This window comes from Streptomyces sp. NPDC001194, assembly GCF_042896985.1.
Lineage (GTDB): Bacteria > Actinomycetota > Actinomycetes > Streptomycetales > Streptomycetaceae > Streptomyces.
In genome coordinates this window covers 194,691-210,857 of the sequence record NZ_JBIAXU010000005.1, presented here as the reverse complement: position 1 = coordinate 210,857, position 16,167 = coordinate 194,691, and the positions used below count along the sequence as shown (strand labels likewise).

At 72.2% G+C, this 16,167-nt stretch carries 12 protein-coding genes; 8 read left to right on the top strand and 4 right to left on the bottom strand.

What is annotated here, in order from left to right:
- Positions 1-44: 44 nt before the first annotated feature.
- Positions 45-1,901 (bottom strand): ABC transporter ATP-binding protein, encoded by a 1,857-nt coding sequence (locus tag ACFY1T_RS14725; protein WP_390788441.1) that lies wholly within the window; start codon positions 1,899-1,901, stop codon positions 45-47.
- A gap of 113 nt (positions 1,902-2,014) precedes the next feature.
- Between ACFY1T_RS14725 and ACFY1T_RS14720 the strand changes: the two genes are divergently transcribed.
- From ACFY1T_RS14720 to ACFY1T_RS14705, 4 genes are all read left to right on the top strand, one after another.
- Positions 2,015-2,476, top strand: a complete 462-nt coding sequence (locus ACFY1T_RS14720; protein WP_030860487.1) for a MarR family winged helix-turn-helix transcriptional regulator — start codon at positions 2,015-2,017, stop codon at positions 2,474-2,476.
- Between the two features lie 68 nt (positions 2,477-2,544).
- Positions 2,545-5,493, top strand: coding sequence for an FAD-binding and (Fe-S)-binding domain-containing protein (locus ACFY1T_RS14715; RefSeq protein WP_390788440.1), 2,949 nt, complete (start codon positions 2,545-2,547; stop codon positions 5,491-5,493).
- A gap of 154 nt (positions 5,494-5,647) precedes the next feature.
- Entirely contained in the window at positions 5,648-7,501 is a 1,854-nt protein-coding gene (locus tag ACFY1T_RS14710; protein ID WP_390788439.1) for an ABC transporter transmembrane domain-containing protein, read from the top strand.
- Positions 7,498-9,279, top strand: a complete 1,782-nt coding sequence (locus ACFY1T_RS14705; RefSeq protein WP_390788438.1) for an ABC transporter ATP-binding protein — start codon at positions 7,498-7,500, stop codon at positions 9,277-9,279. The genes ACFY1T_RS14710 and ACFY1T_RS14705 overlap by 4 nt, the downstream gene beginning before the upstream one ends.
- A 95-nt stretch (positions 9,280-9,374) precedes the next feature.
- Here the strand turns inward: ACFY1T_RS14705 and ACFY1T_RS14700 are convergent, their stop codons facing one another.
- Positions 9,375-10,166 carry a metal-dependent hydrolase gene (locus ACFY1T_RS14700; RefSeq protein WP_390788437.1) on the bottom strand — a complete coding sequence of 264 codons (792 nt, stop codon included), beginning with the start codon at positions 10,164-10,166 and terminating at the stop codon, positions 9,375-9,377.
- A gap of 145 nt (positions 10,167-10,311) precedes the next feature.
- Between ACFY1T_RS14700 and ACFY1T_RS14695 the strand changes: the two genes are divergently transcribed.
- From ACFY1T_RS14695 to ACFY1T_RS14685, 3 genes are all read left to right on the top strand, one after another.
- On the top strand, positions 10,312-12,834 hold the full coding sequence (locus tag ACFY1T_RS14695; protein ID WP_390788436.1) for a DEAD/DEAH box helicase: 2,523 nt from the start codon (positions 10,312-10,314) through the stop codon (positions 12,832-12,834).
- Between the two features lie 73 nt (positions 12,835-12,907).
- Positions 12,908-13,810, top strand: a complete 903-nt coding sequence (locus ACFY1T_RS14690) for an acyl-CoA thioesterase II (protein ID WP_030860497.1) — start codon at positions 12,908-12,910, stop codon at positions 13,808-13,810.
- 47 nt (positions 13,811-13,857) lie between these two features.
- Positions 13,858-14,259: a YchJ family protein gene (locus tag ACFY1T_RS14685; protein WP_390788435.1), complete on the top strand. Its 402-nt coding sequence runs from the start codon at positions 13,858-13,860 to the stop codon at positions 14,257-14,259.
- On the opposite strand, the gene ACFY1T_RS14680 is transcribed toward ACFY1T_RS14685, so the two are convergent.
- Positions 14,223-15,083, bottom strand: coding sequence for a DUF6397 family protein (locus tag ACFY1T_RS14680; RefSeq protein WP_390788434.1), 861 nt, complete (start codon positions 15,081-15,083; stop codon positions 14,223-14,225). The two genes, ACFY1T_RS14685 and ACFY1T_RS14680, sit on opposite strands and share 37 nt — an antisense overlap.
- A 122-nt stretch (positions 15,084-15,205) precedes the next feature.
- Positions 15,206-15,604 (bottom strand): roadblock/LC7 domain-containing protein, encoded by a 399-nt coding sequence (locus ACFY1T_RS14675; protein ID WP_390788433.1) that lies wholly within the window; start codon positions 15,602-15,604, stop codon positions 15,206-15,208.
- A gap of 107 nt (positions 15,605-15,711) precedes the next feature.
- On the opposite strand from ACFY1T_RS14675, the gene ACFY1T_RS14670 reads away from it, so the two are divergent.
- Positions 15,712-16,140: a PPOX class F420-dependent oxidoreductase gene (locus ACFY1T_RS14670; protein WP_390788432.1), complete on the top strand. Its 429-nt coding sequence runs from the start codon at positions 15,712-15,714 to the stop codon at positions 16,138-16,140.
- Positions 16,141-16,167 lie beyond the last annotated feature (27 nt).

The following is a 16,167-nucleotide window of genomic DNA, read 5'->3' as shown; positions in this document are numbered from 1 at the left end:
AAACGCCACATTCCCGTCATTACGCCCCGATATCAGTCATACGATCACACTTTTACCGGTGCGGGGTGTACGACCACCTCCGGCTTGAGCGCGGCTTCCCGGTCCCGGCGGACCAGGGCGGCGTACCGGCCGTCCGCCTCCAGCAGCTCCTCGTGCGTACCGCGCTCGGCGATGCTCCCCTTGTCCAGGACGACGATCTGGTCGGCGTCGCGGACGGTGGAGAGACGGTGCGCGATGGTGATGGTGGTGCGGCCCTGGGAGAGGTTGTCGATGGCCCGCTGCACGGCATGCTCCGTGCGGGTGTCGAGCGCACTGGTGGCCTCGTCGAGGATCAGGACCGGCGGGTCGCGCAGGATCGTGCGGGCGATGGCGAGGCGCTGCTTCTCGCCTCCGGAGAAGCGGTAGCCGCGCTCGCCGACCAGGGTGTCGTACCCGTCGGGCAGGGACTCGATGTGCTCGTGGATCTGGGCCGCGCGGGCCGCCTCGGCTATCTCCTCGTCCGTGGCGTCCGGCTTGGCGAAGCGGAGGTTGTCGGCGACGGAGGCGTGGAAGAGGTACGTCTCCTGGGAGACCACGCCGATGGAGCGGGCGAGCGAGTCGAAGTCGAGATCGCGGACGTCCACCCCGTCGAGGGCGACCCGGCCGCCGGTGACGTCGTAGAGCCGGGGCACGAGGTAGCTCAGGGTGCTCTTGCCGGAGCCGGTGGGGCCGACCACGGCGAGCGAGCCGCCGGCCGGGACGGTGATGTCGATCCCCGTGAGGGTGGGCCCGCTCTTGGCGTCGTACGCGAAGTGCACGTCCTCCAGCCGGACCTCGCCCCGGGCCCGGTCCAGACGTACCGCGTCCGCGCGCTCGGTGATGTCCACCGGCAGATCGAGGTACTCGAAGATGCGGCCGAACAGGGCGAGCGAGGTCTGGATCTGCACGCCGGTCGACAGCAGGCTCACGGCGGGCCGGAAGAGGCCCTGCTGGAGCGTGACGAAGGCGACGAGGGTGCCGACCGACAGCGAAGGGGCGCCGGACTGGAGGGCGATGCCCGCTGCCCAGTAGATGAGCGCGGGCATGGCGGCCATGACGATGCCGATGGTGGACATCCGCCAGCGCCCGGCCATGCTGGAGCGCACCTCGAGATCGACGAGCTTCTCGGACTCGTCGGAGAAGGACCTGGTCAGCGAGTCGGCGCGGCCCATGGTGCGACCGAGCAGGATGCCGCTCACCGACAGCGATTCGGTGACCGTGGCCGCCATGGCGGCCATCTGCTTCTGCCGCTTCAGGGTGATCTTCTTGCGCTCGCGGCCCACGCGCCGGCTGATCCACACGAACACGGGCAGCAGGAGCAGCGAGACGAGGGTGAGCCGCCAGTCGAGCGCGAGCATCGCGACGATGGAGGCGATCACCGCCGTCAGGTTGGAGACGAGCGAGGTCGCGGTGGAGGTGACGGTCGCCTGCATGCCGCCGATGTCGTTGGCTATGCGGGACTGCACCTCGCCGGTCCGGGTGCGGGTGAAGAAGGCCAGCGGCATCCGCTGGAGCTGGGCGTAGACGGCGGTGCGCAGGTCGTGCATGACGCGCTGGCCGACGGTGGTGGAGATCAGCGTCTGCAGCACGCCGAAGACGCTGGTGACGACCGCGGTGAGGATCATGCCGAGCGCGAGCAGGCTGAGCAGCCCGGTGCGCCCCTGCGGGATGGCGACGTCCAGGATCTCCCTCAGCAGGAACGGCGAGGCCACCGCCACCAGCGAGGAGGCGCAGACGAGCAGCCCCACGACGGCGAGGCGGCCGCGGTAGGGGCGGAACAGGCCCACGATCCGGCGCAGCTCACGCGGCTGCTCCGCGGGGGCGGGCCGGTCGGGGTCGAGGGCTTCTTTCGATGGGATCCATTTCGGCTCTTCGGGGCGCATGGGCCTCCTTCTGGCGAGACCTGTCTGAGTACAAGACCTGATGAGACTCGAATGAGCATAGCTCATTGTTACCTATACTCACAATGAACGTGGTCCTGGTACTGTTTCCCAGTATGAGGACCGCTTCCGAAACCGACAGCACGGACGGCGTGCTCGCCGAGCAGCTGCTGCGGCTGACCCGTCGGCTCCACCGCATCCAGAAGCACCATCTGGAACCGCTCGGCATCACCCCCGCCCAGAGCCGGCTGCTGCGCCTCGTCTCGCACTACGACGGCGACCGGCCGCCCCGGATGGCGGACCTCGCCGCCCGCCTGGAAGTCGTGCCCCGCGCCGTGACCACGCTGGTGGACGGCCTGGAGGCCGCCGAATGCGTGCGCCGCGCGCCCGATCCGGCGAACCGGCGGGTCATAAGGATCGAGCTGACCGACACGGGCCGCGCCACGCTGCGCCGGCTGCGCAACGCGCGAACCGACGCGGCAGAGGAGATCCTGGCTCCGTTGACCGCCGAACAGCGCGAGGTGCTCGGCGGCCTGCTGAACGCTCTGACGGACGCCCCGCTGGAAGGCAGCTGCTGAGAAGGCCGCTCCGGGACCGGCACAGGGTTCCGCGGACTGGGCCGAACGAGTAAGTCGAGGGGTCGCGCATGCCGCTGCTGGAACCGAAGCCGGGGGCCCTGCGGCCGCACGGCGTCACCGGCCCCGCCCCCGACCGGGTCCGCGACCACCAGGCCGCCGGCACGCCGGAGCCGCTGCGCACCGAGCTGACGGAGCTGCTGGGCGCCGACAAGGTGCTGTGGAAGGTCTCCGACCTGGTCCGCTACGCCTCCGACGCCTCGCCGTACCGGTTCCTTCCGCAGGTGGTGGTGGTCGCCGAGGACATCGACGACGTCTCCGCCGTCCTGTCGTACGCGCACGGCCGCGGCCGCGAGGTCGTCTTCCGCGCCGCCGGCACCTCGCTGAACGGCCAGGCCCAGGGCGAGGACATCCTGGTCGACGTACGCCGCCACTGGGCCGGCGTCGAGGTCCTGGACGAGGGCCGGCGCGCCCGGATCCGGCCCGGCACCACCGTGGCCCGGGCCAATGCCGCGCTCGCCCGGCACGGCCGCGTCCTCGGCCCCGATCCGGCGAGCGCCGTCGCCTGCACGCTCGGCGGGGTCGTCGCCAACAACGCGTCCGGCATGACCGCGGGGACCACGAGGAACTCGTACCGCACCCTGGCCTCCCTCACCTTCGTGCTGCCCGGCGGGACCGTCGTGGACACCGCCGACCCGTCGGCGGAGGAGCAGCTGGCGCACGCGGAACCGGCGCTGTGCCGCGGACTGATGGAGATCAAGCGGGAGATCGAGGCCGACCCGGAGCTCGTCGCGCGGATCCGGTCCAAGCACGAGATCAAGAACACCACCGGCTACCGCCTCGACGCGTACCTGGACGGCGCCGGCCCCGCAGAGATCCTGCGCGGGCTGATGGTCGGCTCGGAGGGCACCCTCGGCTTCATCGCCGAGGTCGTCTTCGACACCGTTCCGCTGGACCGGGAGCTCACCAGCGCACTGCTCTTCTTCCCCTCGCTCCCCGCCGCGGCCGCCGCCGTACCGCTGTTCAACGAGGCGGGCGCCCTCGCGGTGGAGGTCATGGACGGCAACACCCTGCGCGCCTCGGTCAGCGTCGAGGGCGTGCCCGCCGACTGGGCCGGGCTGCCGAAGGACACCACCGCCCTGCTGGTGGAGTTCCGCGCCCCGGACGAGGCGGGACGCGCGCAGTACGAGCGCCGCGCCGCCGAGGTCCTCGCCGGACTGGACCTGGTCGCCCCGGCGGCCTCGATCACCAACGCGTTCACCCGCGACACGAAGACGATCAACGGGTACTGGAAGGCCCGCAAGGCCTTCGTCACCGCCGTCGGCGGAGCCCGCGCCCCCGGCACCACCCTGATCACCGAGGACTTCGCGGTGCCGCCCTCCCGGCTGGCCGAGGCCTGCGAGGCGCTCCTCGCGCTCCAGGCCGAGCACGGCTTCGACGCGGCCGTCGCCGGCCACGCGGCCCACGGCAACCTGCACTTCCTGCTCGCCTTCGACGCGGCCGAGCCCGCCGACGTGGAGCGGTACGCGGCCTTCATGGACGCGTTCTGCCGGCTGACGGTGGAGCGGTTCGACGGCTCGCTGAAGGCCGAGCACTCCACCGGCCGCAACATGGCCCCCTTCCTGGAACTGGAGTGGGGGCCCAAGGCCACCGAAATGATGTGGCGCACGAAGCGGGTCGTGGACCCGGACGGGCTGCTCGCCCCGCGCATCCTCCTCGACCGCGATCCGGCGGCCCATCTGCGCGGGCTGAAGACGATCCCGCGCGTCGAGGCCGTGGCCGATCCGTGCATCGAGTGCGGCTTCTGCGAACCGACCTGCCCCAGCGGGGACCTGACGACGACGCCCCGCCAACGGATCGTGCTGCGCCGGGAGATGATGCGCCAGCAGCCGGGATCCCGGGTGCTGGACGGCCTGCTCGACGCCTACGGCCACGACGCCGTGGACACCTGCGCGGGGGATTCCACCTGCAAGCTGGCCTGTCCCGTCGGCATCGACACGGGCGCGCTGATGCGGGAGTTCCGCAACCACCGGCACAGCCCGCGCGAGGAGCGGACCGCCGAGCTCGCCGCGCAGCGGTTCAAGGGCGTGGAGAGCGCCGCCCGGCTGGCCGTGGCCGCCGCCGACAAGCTGGTCGACCGGCTGCCCGACACGGTCGGGGACCGGCTGCTGGAGGCGGTCACCGGGGCCGCGCGCAGGGCCGTACGGCCCGACCTGGTGCCGAAGTGGCTGCCGCAGCTCCCCGGCGCCGCCGCGGCGAAGATGCCCCGCACCGAACGGGTGGGCGCGGCGGCGGTGTACTACCCGGCGTGCGTGAACCGGATCTTCGGCGGTCCCGGGGGCCGGAACGGCCCCTCGCTGCCCGAGGCCGTGGTGGCGGTGTCGGAGCGGGCCGGGAAGCCGGTGTGGATCCCCGGCGACGTCGCGGGCACCTGCTGCGCGACGATCTGGCACTCGAAGGGGTACGAGGCCGGGAACCGGGTGATGGCCAACCGGATCGTGGAGGCCGCCTGGGGCTGGACCGCAGGCGGGCGGCTGCCGCTGGTGGTCGACGCCTCCTCGTGCACGCTGGGCATCGCGCACGAGGTGGTCCCCTACCTCACGGACGACAACCGGGCGCTGCACGCGGAGCTGAAGGTCGTCGACTCCCTCGTGTGGGCGGCGGACGAGCTGCTCGCGCACCTGGAGATCCGGCGCACGGTCGGCTCGGCCGTGCTCCATCCCACCTGCTCCATGCACCACTTGGGCGACGTGGCGCAGCTGCGGGCGGTGGCCGAGGCCTGCGCGACGGAGGTGGTGGTCCCGCAGGACGCGGGCTGCTGTGCCTTCGCCGGCGACCGGGGCATGCTGCATCCCGAGCTGACGGCCTCCGCGACGGAGCGCGAGGCGGCGGAGGTGACCTCGCGGGCGTTCGACGCGCATCTGTCGGCGAACCGGATGTGCGAGGTGGGCATGGACCGGGCCACCGGCCGCAGTTACCGCTCGGCGCTGCTGGAACTGGAGTGGGCCACTCGCCCCTGACCTCGGGCACGCGGCGTTGACCTGGCGGTTTGCGGCAGCCCGAGCCGCACATCCCGCCGCGTGAGGCCCTGGCCAACGCAAAATCGATTGCCCGGGACCGGTCCGGAAGGCGAACCTTGCTCGGTTTGAACCACTCGACCAGTCATGAGGCGTCATGCAGATCAGCGATCTTCCGTATCCGGACCCCGGAGTACCCGACGCCCGCTCCGGCCCGCGCTTCCTCGTGTGGCTGGGGCGCGGCCAACTCGGCGGACAGGCCAGAAGCCTGTGCTGGGGACTGGTGCACTTCGGCGGCGTCGCCGGGCTGCCGTACGCGGTGGGTCTGGGGGTCGAGGCGGTCGTGCAGCGCGACGGCACCCGGCTCCTGCTCGTCGGCGCGCTGCTGGCACTGATCGGCGTCGCCATCTCGGTCGGCGACGCGATGCTCCACCGGACCGCCGTCACCAACTGGATCACCGCCGCCGCGCGGGTGCAGCAGCTGCTCGCCCGCAAGACCGCCGAGCTGGGCTCCGCCCTGACCCGGCGGGTCGCGGCGGGCGAGGTGGTCGCGGTCTCCACGGGCGACGTGGAGAAGATCGGCTGGTTCGTCGAGGCGGTCTCCCGCTTCCTCGCCGCCGCCTTCTCCGTCGTCGCCATCTGCGTCGGCCTGCTGTTCTACGCGCCCTCGATCGGCGTGGTCGTCGCGATCGGCGTCCCCGTGCTGGCCCTGTCCGTGCTGCCGCTGCTGCCGCGCGCCACCCGGCGCGCCGACATCCAGCGCGAGAAGGCCGGCAAGGCCACCGAACTGGCCTCCGACACCGTCGCCGGCCTGCGGGTACTGCGCGGCATCGGCGGCGAGGAGCTGTTCCTGGGCCGCTACCGCGAGGCCTCGCAGGAGGTCCGCAAGGCCGCCGTGCGCAGCGCCCGGATGTGGGCGCTGATCTCCGCGATCCAGGTGCTGCTCCCGGGCGCCCTGCTGATCACCGTGGTCTGGTACGGCTCCGGGCTCGTGCTCGACGGCCGCCTCGCGGTCGGTGAACTCGTCGCCGCCTTCAGCGCGGTGGCCACGATGCTCTACCCGCTGCGGCACTTCGAGGAGATCGCCATGGCGTACTCCTTCTCCCGGCCCTCCGCCGCGCGGGCGGCGCGGGTGCTGTCGCTGACGCGTACGGACGCCCCCGAGCAGGAAACCGCGCCGGCCCGGATCCCCGGGACTCCGGCGCCGGGCGGAGACCTGTACGACCCCGCGACGGGACTGCTGGCCCCGGCGGGCCGGTTCACCGCCGTGGTCTGCGGGGACCCGGACCTGGCGGGCCGGCTCGCCGAGCGCCTCGGCGGGCATCCGGCGGACGACGGCCCGGCCTCCGAGCGGGTCTCGGTGCTGCTCGGCGGGGTCGCGCTGGACGAGCTGGCACTGGACACCGCGCGCACGCTGGTCCTCGTACAGGACAAGGACCCGGTGCTGCTGTCCGGAACCCTGCGCGAGCTGTTCGAGGTACCCGCGTCCGGAGCGGTCGAGCCCGGGGCGGCGCTGGCCGCCGCCCAGTGCGCGGACGTCCTGGACGCACTGCTGCAGTCGGCGCCGGACGGGGTGGAGGACCCGATGGACGCGCGGATCACCGAGCGCGGCCGGTCGCTCTCCGGCGGGCAGCGCCAGCGGCTCGCGCTGGCACGGTCGCTGGCCACCGACCCGGAGGTGCTGGTGCTGGACGAGCCGACCTCGGCCGTCGACTCGCACACCGAGGCGCGGATCGCGGACGGGATCAGCGCTCTGCGCGCCGGGCGGACGACGGTGGTACTGGCCTCCTCGCCGCTGCTCCTGGACCGCGCCGACCGGGTGGTCCTGATCCACGAGGGCTCGGTCGCCGCGACCGGTACGCACCGCGAACTACTGAACGGCGAACCGCTCTACCGGGCGGTCGTCACCCGCGAAACCGAGGAGGAGCAGCGGGTGGCCCGCATCGAACTGACCCGGCTGGAAGAAGACCGGCTGGAAAAGGCACTGACAGAGATCGAGGAATCCGCATGATCGGCGTGGCGCCGCCGCAATACGATCCGGCGGCCCCCTCATCGGCCGCCACGCTGCCCGTGGGCACGCCGGCGACCGTACGGGGCTACGTGCGCGGCCTGTTCCGCCGCCACCGGCGGGCCTTCGTGGTGCTGGTGACGGTCAACGCGGCCGCGGTGACGGCCTCCATGGTCGGCCCGTACCTGCTGGGCCGGGTCGTGGACCAGCTGGCGGCGGGGGCGCGCGAGCTCCATCTGGGGCGCGTGGCCCTGCTGTTCGCGCTGGCCCTCGTCGCCCAGACCTTCTTCGTCCGGCTGGTCCGGCTGCGCGGCGCGATGCTCGGCGAGGAGATGCTGGCCGACCTTCGCGAGGACTTCCTGGTGCGGTCCGTGGGCCTTCCCCCGGGCGTGCTGGAGCGGGCCGGCACCGGTGACCTGCTGTCGAGGATCACCACCGACATCGACCGGCTGGCCAACGCGATGCGCGAGGCCGTGCCGCAGCTGGCCATCGGCGTGGTCTGGGTCGCGCTGCTCTTCGGAGCGCTCACGGTGACCGCGCCGCCGCTGGCCCTGGCCGCGCTGGTGGCGCTGCCGGTGCTGGTGGTCGGCTGCCGCTGGTACTTCCGGCGGGCGCCGTCGGCGTACCGCTCGGAGGCGGCCGGGTACGCGGCGGTCTCCGCCGTGCTCACCGAGACGGTGGACGCGGGGCGCACCGTGGAGGCGCACCGCCTCGGCCCGGACCGGATCGCGCTGTCGGAGCGGCGGATCAAGGAGTGGACGGCGTGGGAGCGGTACACGCTGTACCTGCGGACGGTCCTCTTCCCCGTCATCAACATCACCTTCGTGACGATCCTCGGCTCCGTGCTGATGATCGGCGGCTACTGCGTGCTGCGGGGCTGGATGTCCGTGGGCCAGCTGACCACCGGCGCGCTGCTGGCGCAGATGATGGTCGACCCGATCGGCCTGATCCTGCGCTGGTACGACGAGCTTCAGGTCGCCCAGGTCTCGATCGCCCGCCTGGTGGGCGTACGGGAGATCGAGCCGGACGCGGGCGACGCGGGCGTCGCCCCGGTGGGGCGTGACGTGCGGGCCGACGAGGTGCGCTTCGGCTACCGGGAGGGCGTGGACGTACTGCACCGGGTGTCCATGTCCGTGCCGCCGGGCACCCGGATGGCACTGGTCGGCCCCTCGGGGGCGGGCAAGTCCACGCTGGGCCGGCTGCTGGCCGGCATCTACGCGCCGCGCACCGGCGAGGTCACCCTCGGCGGGGCGGAGCTGTCGCGGATGCCCGCGGAGCGGGTGCGCGAGCAGGTGGCGCTGGTCAACCAGGAACACCACGTCTTCGTGGGCTCGCTGCGGGACAACCTGCGGCTGGCCCGCACCGGGGCCGGTGACGCCGAGCTGTGGGCGGCGCTGGGCGCGGTGGACGCGGACGGCTGGGCCCGCGCTCTGGAGACCGGTCTGGACACCGAGGTGGGCTCGGGCGGTGCGGCGCTGACGCCGGCGCAGGCGCAGCAGATCGCGCTGGCCCGGCTGGTGCTGGCCGACCCGCACACGCTGGTGCTGGACGAGGCCACCTCGCTGCTGGACCCGCGGGCCGCACGGCATCTGGAGCGCTCGCTGGCCCGGGTGCTCGACGGCCGTACGGTGATCGCGATCGCCCACCGGCTGCACACCGCACACGACGCGGACGTGATCGCGGTGGTCGAGGGCGGCCGGATCAGCGAACTGGGCTCGCACGACGAGCTGGTCGCGGCGGACGGCGCCTACGCGGCGCTCTGGCGTTCCTGGCACGGCTGACCGTCCCGCACCGCCTGCCGTACGAGGCCCCGGGCCCCCGCTGACCTGCGGGAGGCCCGGGGCCCTCGCCGTGCCGGAGGAACTCCGGGGCAGGCCTAGATGAAGCCGAGGGCGGAGGCTCCGCCCATGCCGCCGAGCAGCATGAACACGGGCATCAGCACCTTGAGCTCGACCCAGCTGCCGGCCCGGAACCGCATGCCCTTGGGCGGGCCGATGGGGTACCAGCGCTTCCCGGCGATGGGGAGGGGCCACAGGATGGGGCAGCCGGAGACGGTCAGGGCGTCGCCGATGTCGTGGACCAGGGCGCCGAGCAGGATCGGCAGGCCGAGCCAGAGGTACTCCTGCCCGGGGCCGGTGAACAGCCATCCGGCCCCGTTGCCGGGCTGGTCCAGGACGCCGGCCAGGATCCAGGCGCTGGTGGCGCCCAGCAGCCAGACGAGGACGTCGCTGGACATCCGGGCCGCCCGCCACAGCAGGCCCTCGACGGCCAGGACCAGGTGGACGAAGAGCAGGACCAGCACGCCCCAGCGGTCGGTGGTGACCGCGAGGGCGGAGGAGCCGCCGCCGATCAGGACGGCCCACAGCCAGGTGTGCGTCAGGGTGCGGTGGCCGCCGGTCCGGCGGGCGTCCTTGGGGGCGCGGGTGGCCTTGTAGACCGCGTAGGAGATCTTGTCGACCACCTCGCACAGGCCCTTGGAGAGCGGGCCGAAGGCGCGCGAGATCGTCGCCGACTTGTGGTCCAGGTCGGGGGCGAGCGCGGCGCCGGCGCAGATGAGCGCTCCGACGACGAGGACCGGCCAGGGCATCGGGTGCCCGGCGGCCGCGGCCGCCGCTCCCACCCCCAGCCAGGCTGCCGCCCCGGACAGTGAGTGCGCCGGACCCATCATGGTCGTTCCCCGCCCCAGTCGTGTGGTGGTCGGGCCCTGTTGACGGTTTCGTTCGGGCCCGGTCAACGGCACAGCGTACCGGCGGTGATCTTCGATCCGTCCGCCGGTTCCCTCTTCCGGCGGGAAGCCAGGCAAGATGGGGGGTGTGACCCTCATTGATCAGCTCCCGCCGAACGCCGACCCCGACGCCCTCTTCGAGGCTTTCTCCTCGTGGGCGGAGGATCAGGGCATCACCCTGTACCCGGCTCAGGAGGAGGCGCTGATCGAGGTCGTCTCCGGCGCGAACGTGATCTTGTCCACCCCGACCGGCTCCGGCAAGAGCCTCGTCGCGGCGGGCGCGCACTTCACCGCCCTCGCCCAGGACAAGGTGACCTTCTACACCGCCCCGATCAAGGCGCTGGTGTCGGAGAAGTTCTTCGACCTGTGCAAGCTGTTCGGCACCGAGAACGTCGGCATGCTGACCGGCGACGCCTCCGTGAACGCGGACGCCCCGGTGATCTGCTGCACCGCCGAGGTGCTGGCCTCCATCGCCCTGCGTGACGGCAAGTACGCCGACATCGGCCAGGTCGTGATGGACGAGTTCCACTTCTATGCCGAGCCGGACCGCGGCTGGGCGTGGCAGATCCCGCTGCTGGAGCTCGCGCAGGCGCAGTTCGTCCTGATGTCCGCGACGCTCGGCGACGTGAAGCGGTTCGAGGAGGACCTGACCCGGCGCACCGGTCGGCCGACCTCGGTGGTGCGCTCCGCGAGCCGGCCCGTGCCGCTGTCGTACGAGTACGTCACGACGCCGATCACCGACACCATCACCGAGCTGCTGGAGACCCGGCAGGCCCCGGTGTACATCGTGCACTTCACGCAGGCCCAGGCGGTCGAGCGGGCGCAGTCGCTGATGAGCATCAACATGTGCACCCGCGAGGAGAAGGACAAGATCGCCGATCTGATCGGCAACTTCCGCTTCACCACCAAGTTCGGCCAGAACCTCTCCCGCTACGTCCGGCACGGCATCGGCGTCCACCACGCGGGCATGCTGCCCAAGTACCGGCGCCTGGTCGAGAAGCTGGCGCAGGCCGGACTGCTGAAGGTGATCTGCGGTACCGACACCCTCGGGGTCGGCGTCAACGTCCCCATCCGCACGGTGCTGTTCACCGCGCTCACCAAGTACGACGGCAACCGGGTCCGCACGCTGCGCGCCCGCGAGTTCCACCAGATCGCCGGCCGCGCCGGCCGGGCCGGCTTCGACACCGCGGGGTACGTGGTCGCCCAGGCGCCCGAGCACGTCATCGAGAACGAGAAGGCCCTCGCGAAGGCGGGCGACGACCCGAAGAAGCGCCGCAAGGTGGTGCGCAAGAAGGCTCCCGAGGGCTTCGTCGCCTGGTCGGACACCACCTTCGAGAAGCTCATCGCCGCCGACCCGGAGCCGCTCACCTCCCGGTTCAAGGTCACCAACATCATGCTGCTGTCGGTCATCGCCCGCCCGGGCGATGCCTTCAAGGCGATGCGCCACCTCCTGGAGGACAACCACGAGCCGCGCAAGGCGCAGCTGCGGCACATCCGCCGGGCGATCGCGATCTACCGCTCGCTGCTGGACGGCGGCGTGGTCGAGAAGCTCGACACCCCGGACGCGGAGGGCCGCACCATCCGGCTCACCGTCGACCTCCAGCAGGACTTCGCGCTCAACCAGCCGCTGTCCACCTTCGCCCTGGCCTCCTTCGACCTGCTGGACCCCGAGTCCCCCTCCTACGCGCTGGACATGGTCTCCGTGGTCGAGTCCACGCTGGACGACCCGCGCCAGATCCTGGCCGCGCAGCAGAACAAGGAGCGCGGCATCGCCGTGGGCGCGATGAAGGCCGACGGGATCGAGTACGAGGAGCGGATGGAGCGTCTCCAGGACGTCACCTATCCCAAGCCGCTCGAAGAGCTCCTCTTCCACGCCTACGACGTGTACCGCAAGAGCCACCCGTGGGTCGGTGACCACCCGGTCTCCCCGAAGTCGATCATCCGCGACATGTACGAGCGCGCGATGACCTTCACCGAGTTCACCTCCTTCTACGAACTCGCCCGCACCGAGGGCATCGTGCTGCGCTACCTGGCGAGCGCGTACAAGGCGCTGGACCACACCATCCCCGACGACCTCAAGTCCGAGGACCTTCAGGACCTCATCGCCTGGCTGGGCGAGCTCGTCCGCCAGGTCGACTCCAGTCTGCTCGACGAATGGGAGCAGCTGGCGAACCCGGAGGTGGAGACGGCGGAGCAGGCCCAGGAGAAGGCCGACCAGGTCAAGCCGGTCACGGCGAACGCCCGCGCCTTCCGCGTCCTGGTCCGCAATGCCATGTTCCGCCGTGTGGAGCTCGCCGCCCTGGACCACGTCGACCAGCTGGGCGAGCTGGACGCCGAGGCCGGCTGGGACGCCGACGCCTGGGGCGAGGCCATGGACGCGTACTGGGACGAGTACGACGACCTGGGCACGGGTCCCGACGCCCGCGGTCCGAAGCTGCTCCAGATCGAGGAGGACCCGGCGCACGGGCTGTGGCGCGTCCGCCAGACCTTCGCGGACCCCAACGGGGACCATGGCTGGGGCATCAGCGCCGAGGTCGACCTCGCGGCCTCCGACGAGGAAGGCCGTGCGATCATCCGGCTGACCTCGGTCGGTGAGCTCGGCGCGCTCTGACCCGCCAGCGACCCGACCCGCCCCCGTACCCGGACCCGCCGGAACCGCCGGACCCGACAGTGGAGAACCTCTGATGACGAATCCCGCCGAGAGACTCGTCGATCTGCTCGACCTGGAGCAGATCGAGGTCAACATCTTCCGTGGCGCCAGCCCGCAGGAATCCCTCCAGCGGGTCTTCGGCGGGCAGGTCGCCGGCCAGGCCCTGGTGGCCGCCGGCCGGACCACCGAGAGCGACCGCCCGGTCCACTCGCTGCACTCGTACTTCCTGCGCCCCGGCATCCCCGGGGTGCCGATCGTGTACCAGGTGGAGCGGGTGCGCGACGGCCGGTCCTTCACCACCCGCCGCGTCACCGCGGTCCAGCAGGGCAAGACGATCTTCAATCTCACCGCCTCCTTCCATCATCCGGAGGAGGGCAGCATCGAGCACCAGCTGCCTCCCCGACTCGACTTCCCCCACCCGGACACGCTCCCGAAGGTCGCGGACGAGATCCGCGAGCACTTGGGCGCGCTGCCCGAGGCGCTGGAGCGGATGGCCCGCCGCCAGCCGTTCGACATCCGCTACACGGACCGGCTCCGCTGGACTCCCGAGGAGCTCAAGGGCGCCGATCCGCGCAGCGCGGTGTGGATGCGCGCGGTCGGCCCGCTGGGCGACGACCCGCTGGTGCACACCTGCGCCCTCACCTACGCCAGTGACATGACCCTCCTCGACGCCGTGCGCATCCCCGTGGAGCCCCTGTGGGGCATGCGCGGTTTCGACATGGCCTCGCTCGACCACGCCATGTGGTTCCACCGGCCGTTCCGCGCGGACGAGTGGTTCCTGTACGACCAGGAGTCGCCCATCGCGCACGGCGGCCGGGGACTGGCCCGGGGCCGCATCTACGACCTGGAGGGCAGGCTGCTGGTCTCCGTGGTCCAGGAAGGCCTCTTCCGGCCGTACGCCGAGAACGCGGCCAAGCCGCCCGTGTCACCCCAGTAGCCCCCCTTCCGCCAGTCCGTCCCGTCCACGAAGAGCTGAGCACCCCGATGCCCACCCCGGCCCTCCCCTGCCCCTGCGGGCTGCCCGCCGCCTACCCGGAGTGCTGCGGCCGCTTCCACTCCGGTGCCCGGCAGGCGCCCACCGCCGAGCTGCTGATGCGCTCCCGTTTCAGCGCGTTCGCCGTCGGCGACACCGCCTACCTGCTGCGCTCCTGGCACCCGAGCACCCGGCCCGGCCGGCTCGACCTGGACCCCGGCCAGCGCTGGGAGCGTCTGGAGATCCTCGCCACCGAGCGCGGCGGGATGTTCGAGACGGAGGGGTCGGTGGAGTTCCGGGCGCACTACCGCGAGGGCCGGCACACCGGTTCCCTGCACGAGCACAGCGCCTTCGCCCGGGAGGCCGGTGCCTGGGTCTACGTCGGCCCGCTCTCCCCCGTCGACTTCGACTGACCGCGGGCCCCGGTCAGGGCGAAGTCCAGGCTGGTGCGGTACCAGTGGGCCTCGTCCGGCGGCTCCGCCCGCAGCAGCCTCAGCGCCACGGCCGCCGCGGCGGGGATCTGGGGATGCCCGTACGGCGGGGGCGGGGCGAGCGCGGCCAGCAGGGTTCGCTCCGCCGGATCGGGCACGGCCTCCCGCAGCTCCTCCTCCGGGAGGACGGAGGCCAGCACCGCGGCCCGCTCCCAGGGGTCTGCCGTTCGTCTCAGCAGCAGCCCCACATGCCGACCGCGCCACTTCCGAGGCCGCAGATCCGCCTTGGCGGCCAGCAGCTCCCGATCGGCCGGGGGTGCGCTCCCGCGCAGCATCCCCGCCTCCCGGCCGGCGAACTCCCTGAGCTCCGCGGCGAGATAGAGCCACACCACCACCCGGTAGCGGTTGATCCGATAGCCGACCGGGGTGACGTGCCCGCACCGCGCCAGCCGGGTGAACCGGCCCGGGCTGATCCCCAGCACCGCACCGGCGGCCTCGGCTCCGGCCACGGTCTCGACCCGCTCCCGCAGCGCGTCCGGGAACCCCTCGGCCGACCGGACCCGCTCCAGCTCGGCCCGCGTGTACCGCGCGGCCCCTCCCGGCGCCGGCGGCCCGGCCCGTACGATGCCCAGCTGCACGGCCCGGGCGAACTCGGTCCGGGTCAGCCTCAGTTCCCCGGCCGCCCGGGCGCCGCCCACCGCCGCATCCGGCGGCGGCTCCGCCCGTACCGCCGACGGCCCTGCCACCCGCACCACCGGCGAGGACGGCCCCCGTACATCCCACACGACCTGCGCCGCGACCTCCATGACGGTCCTCCCCCACACGAGACGATTACTCTGTGTGAAGACCGTAACTCAGCGCTACGACACCCCGCGAGGCCTGTGGACAACTCCCCAGAACCCGCGAAACCCCCGGAAATCCAGGGGGCTCAGCCCCCCGTGATCCGCCGCTCGGCCACTCCCAAGTGCTCACCCACCCGGTTGACCAGCAGCGTCATCTCGTACGCGACCTGGCCGATGTCGGCTTCGGAGGCGCTGAGCACGCACAGCGAACTCCCCGCGCCCGCCGCCATGACGAACAGCGCACCGTCGTCGTACTCGACCATCGTCTGGCGCACCTCGCCCGCCCGGAAATGCCGGCCCGACCCCTTCGCCAGACTCTGCAACCCCGCCGCCACCGCCGCCAGATGCTCCGCGTCCTCCCGGGCCAGCCCCGCGCTCGCGCCCGTCACCAGGCCGTCGTTGGAGAGCACCACCGCGTGCCTGACCTGCTGGACCCTGCGCGTCAGGTCATCGAGCAGCCAGTCGAGTTGCTTGTCCAGTGCCATTTCGAGCCCCTCCCCGTAGACGCCGCCGGCGTGGCCGCGCCCCACCCCTCTTGGTAAGTGCCGCAAGCCTTCCCCACCAGCTCCTTTCGGGCAAGGAGGATGTGCCCATGGCGAAGAAGATGACTCAAGAGGAATGGCGGGCATTCGTCTCGTACGGGACCCGCACCGGCAAGCTGTCCACCGTCCGCGAGGACGGCAGCCCGCACGTCGCACCCGTCTGGTTCGTTCTCGACGGCGACGCCTTCGTGTTCAACACCGGCAAGGACACGGTGAAGGGGCGCAACCTGCTGCGCGACGGCCGCGTCGCGCTCTGCGTGGACGACGACCGCCCGCCGTACTCCTACGTCGTCCTCCAGGGGCGCGCCGAGATCGGCCAGGACGTGGAGGAGATGCTCCCCTGGGCGACGCGGATCGCCGCCCGCTACATGGGTGAGGAGCGCGCCGAGGCCTTCGGCCGCCGCAACGCCGTCCCCGGCGAACTCCTCGTCCGCGTCCCCGTCGACAAGGTGATCTCCGTCGACGGCATCACCCACTGACCCGCGCACCGCCCCTTCTCCTGCCGC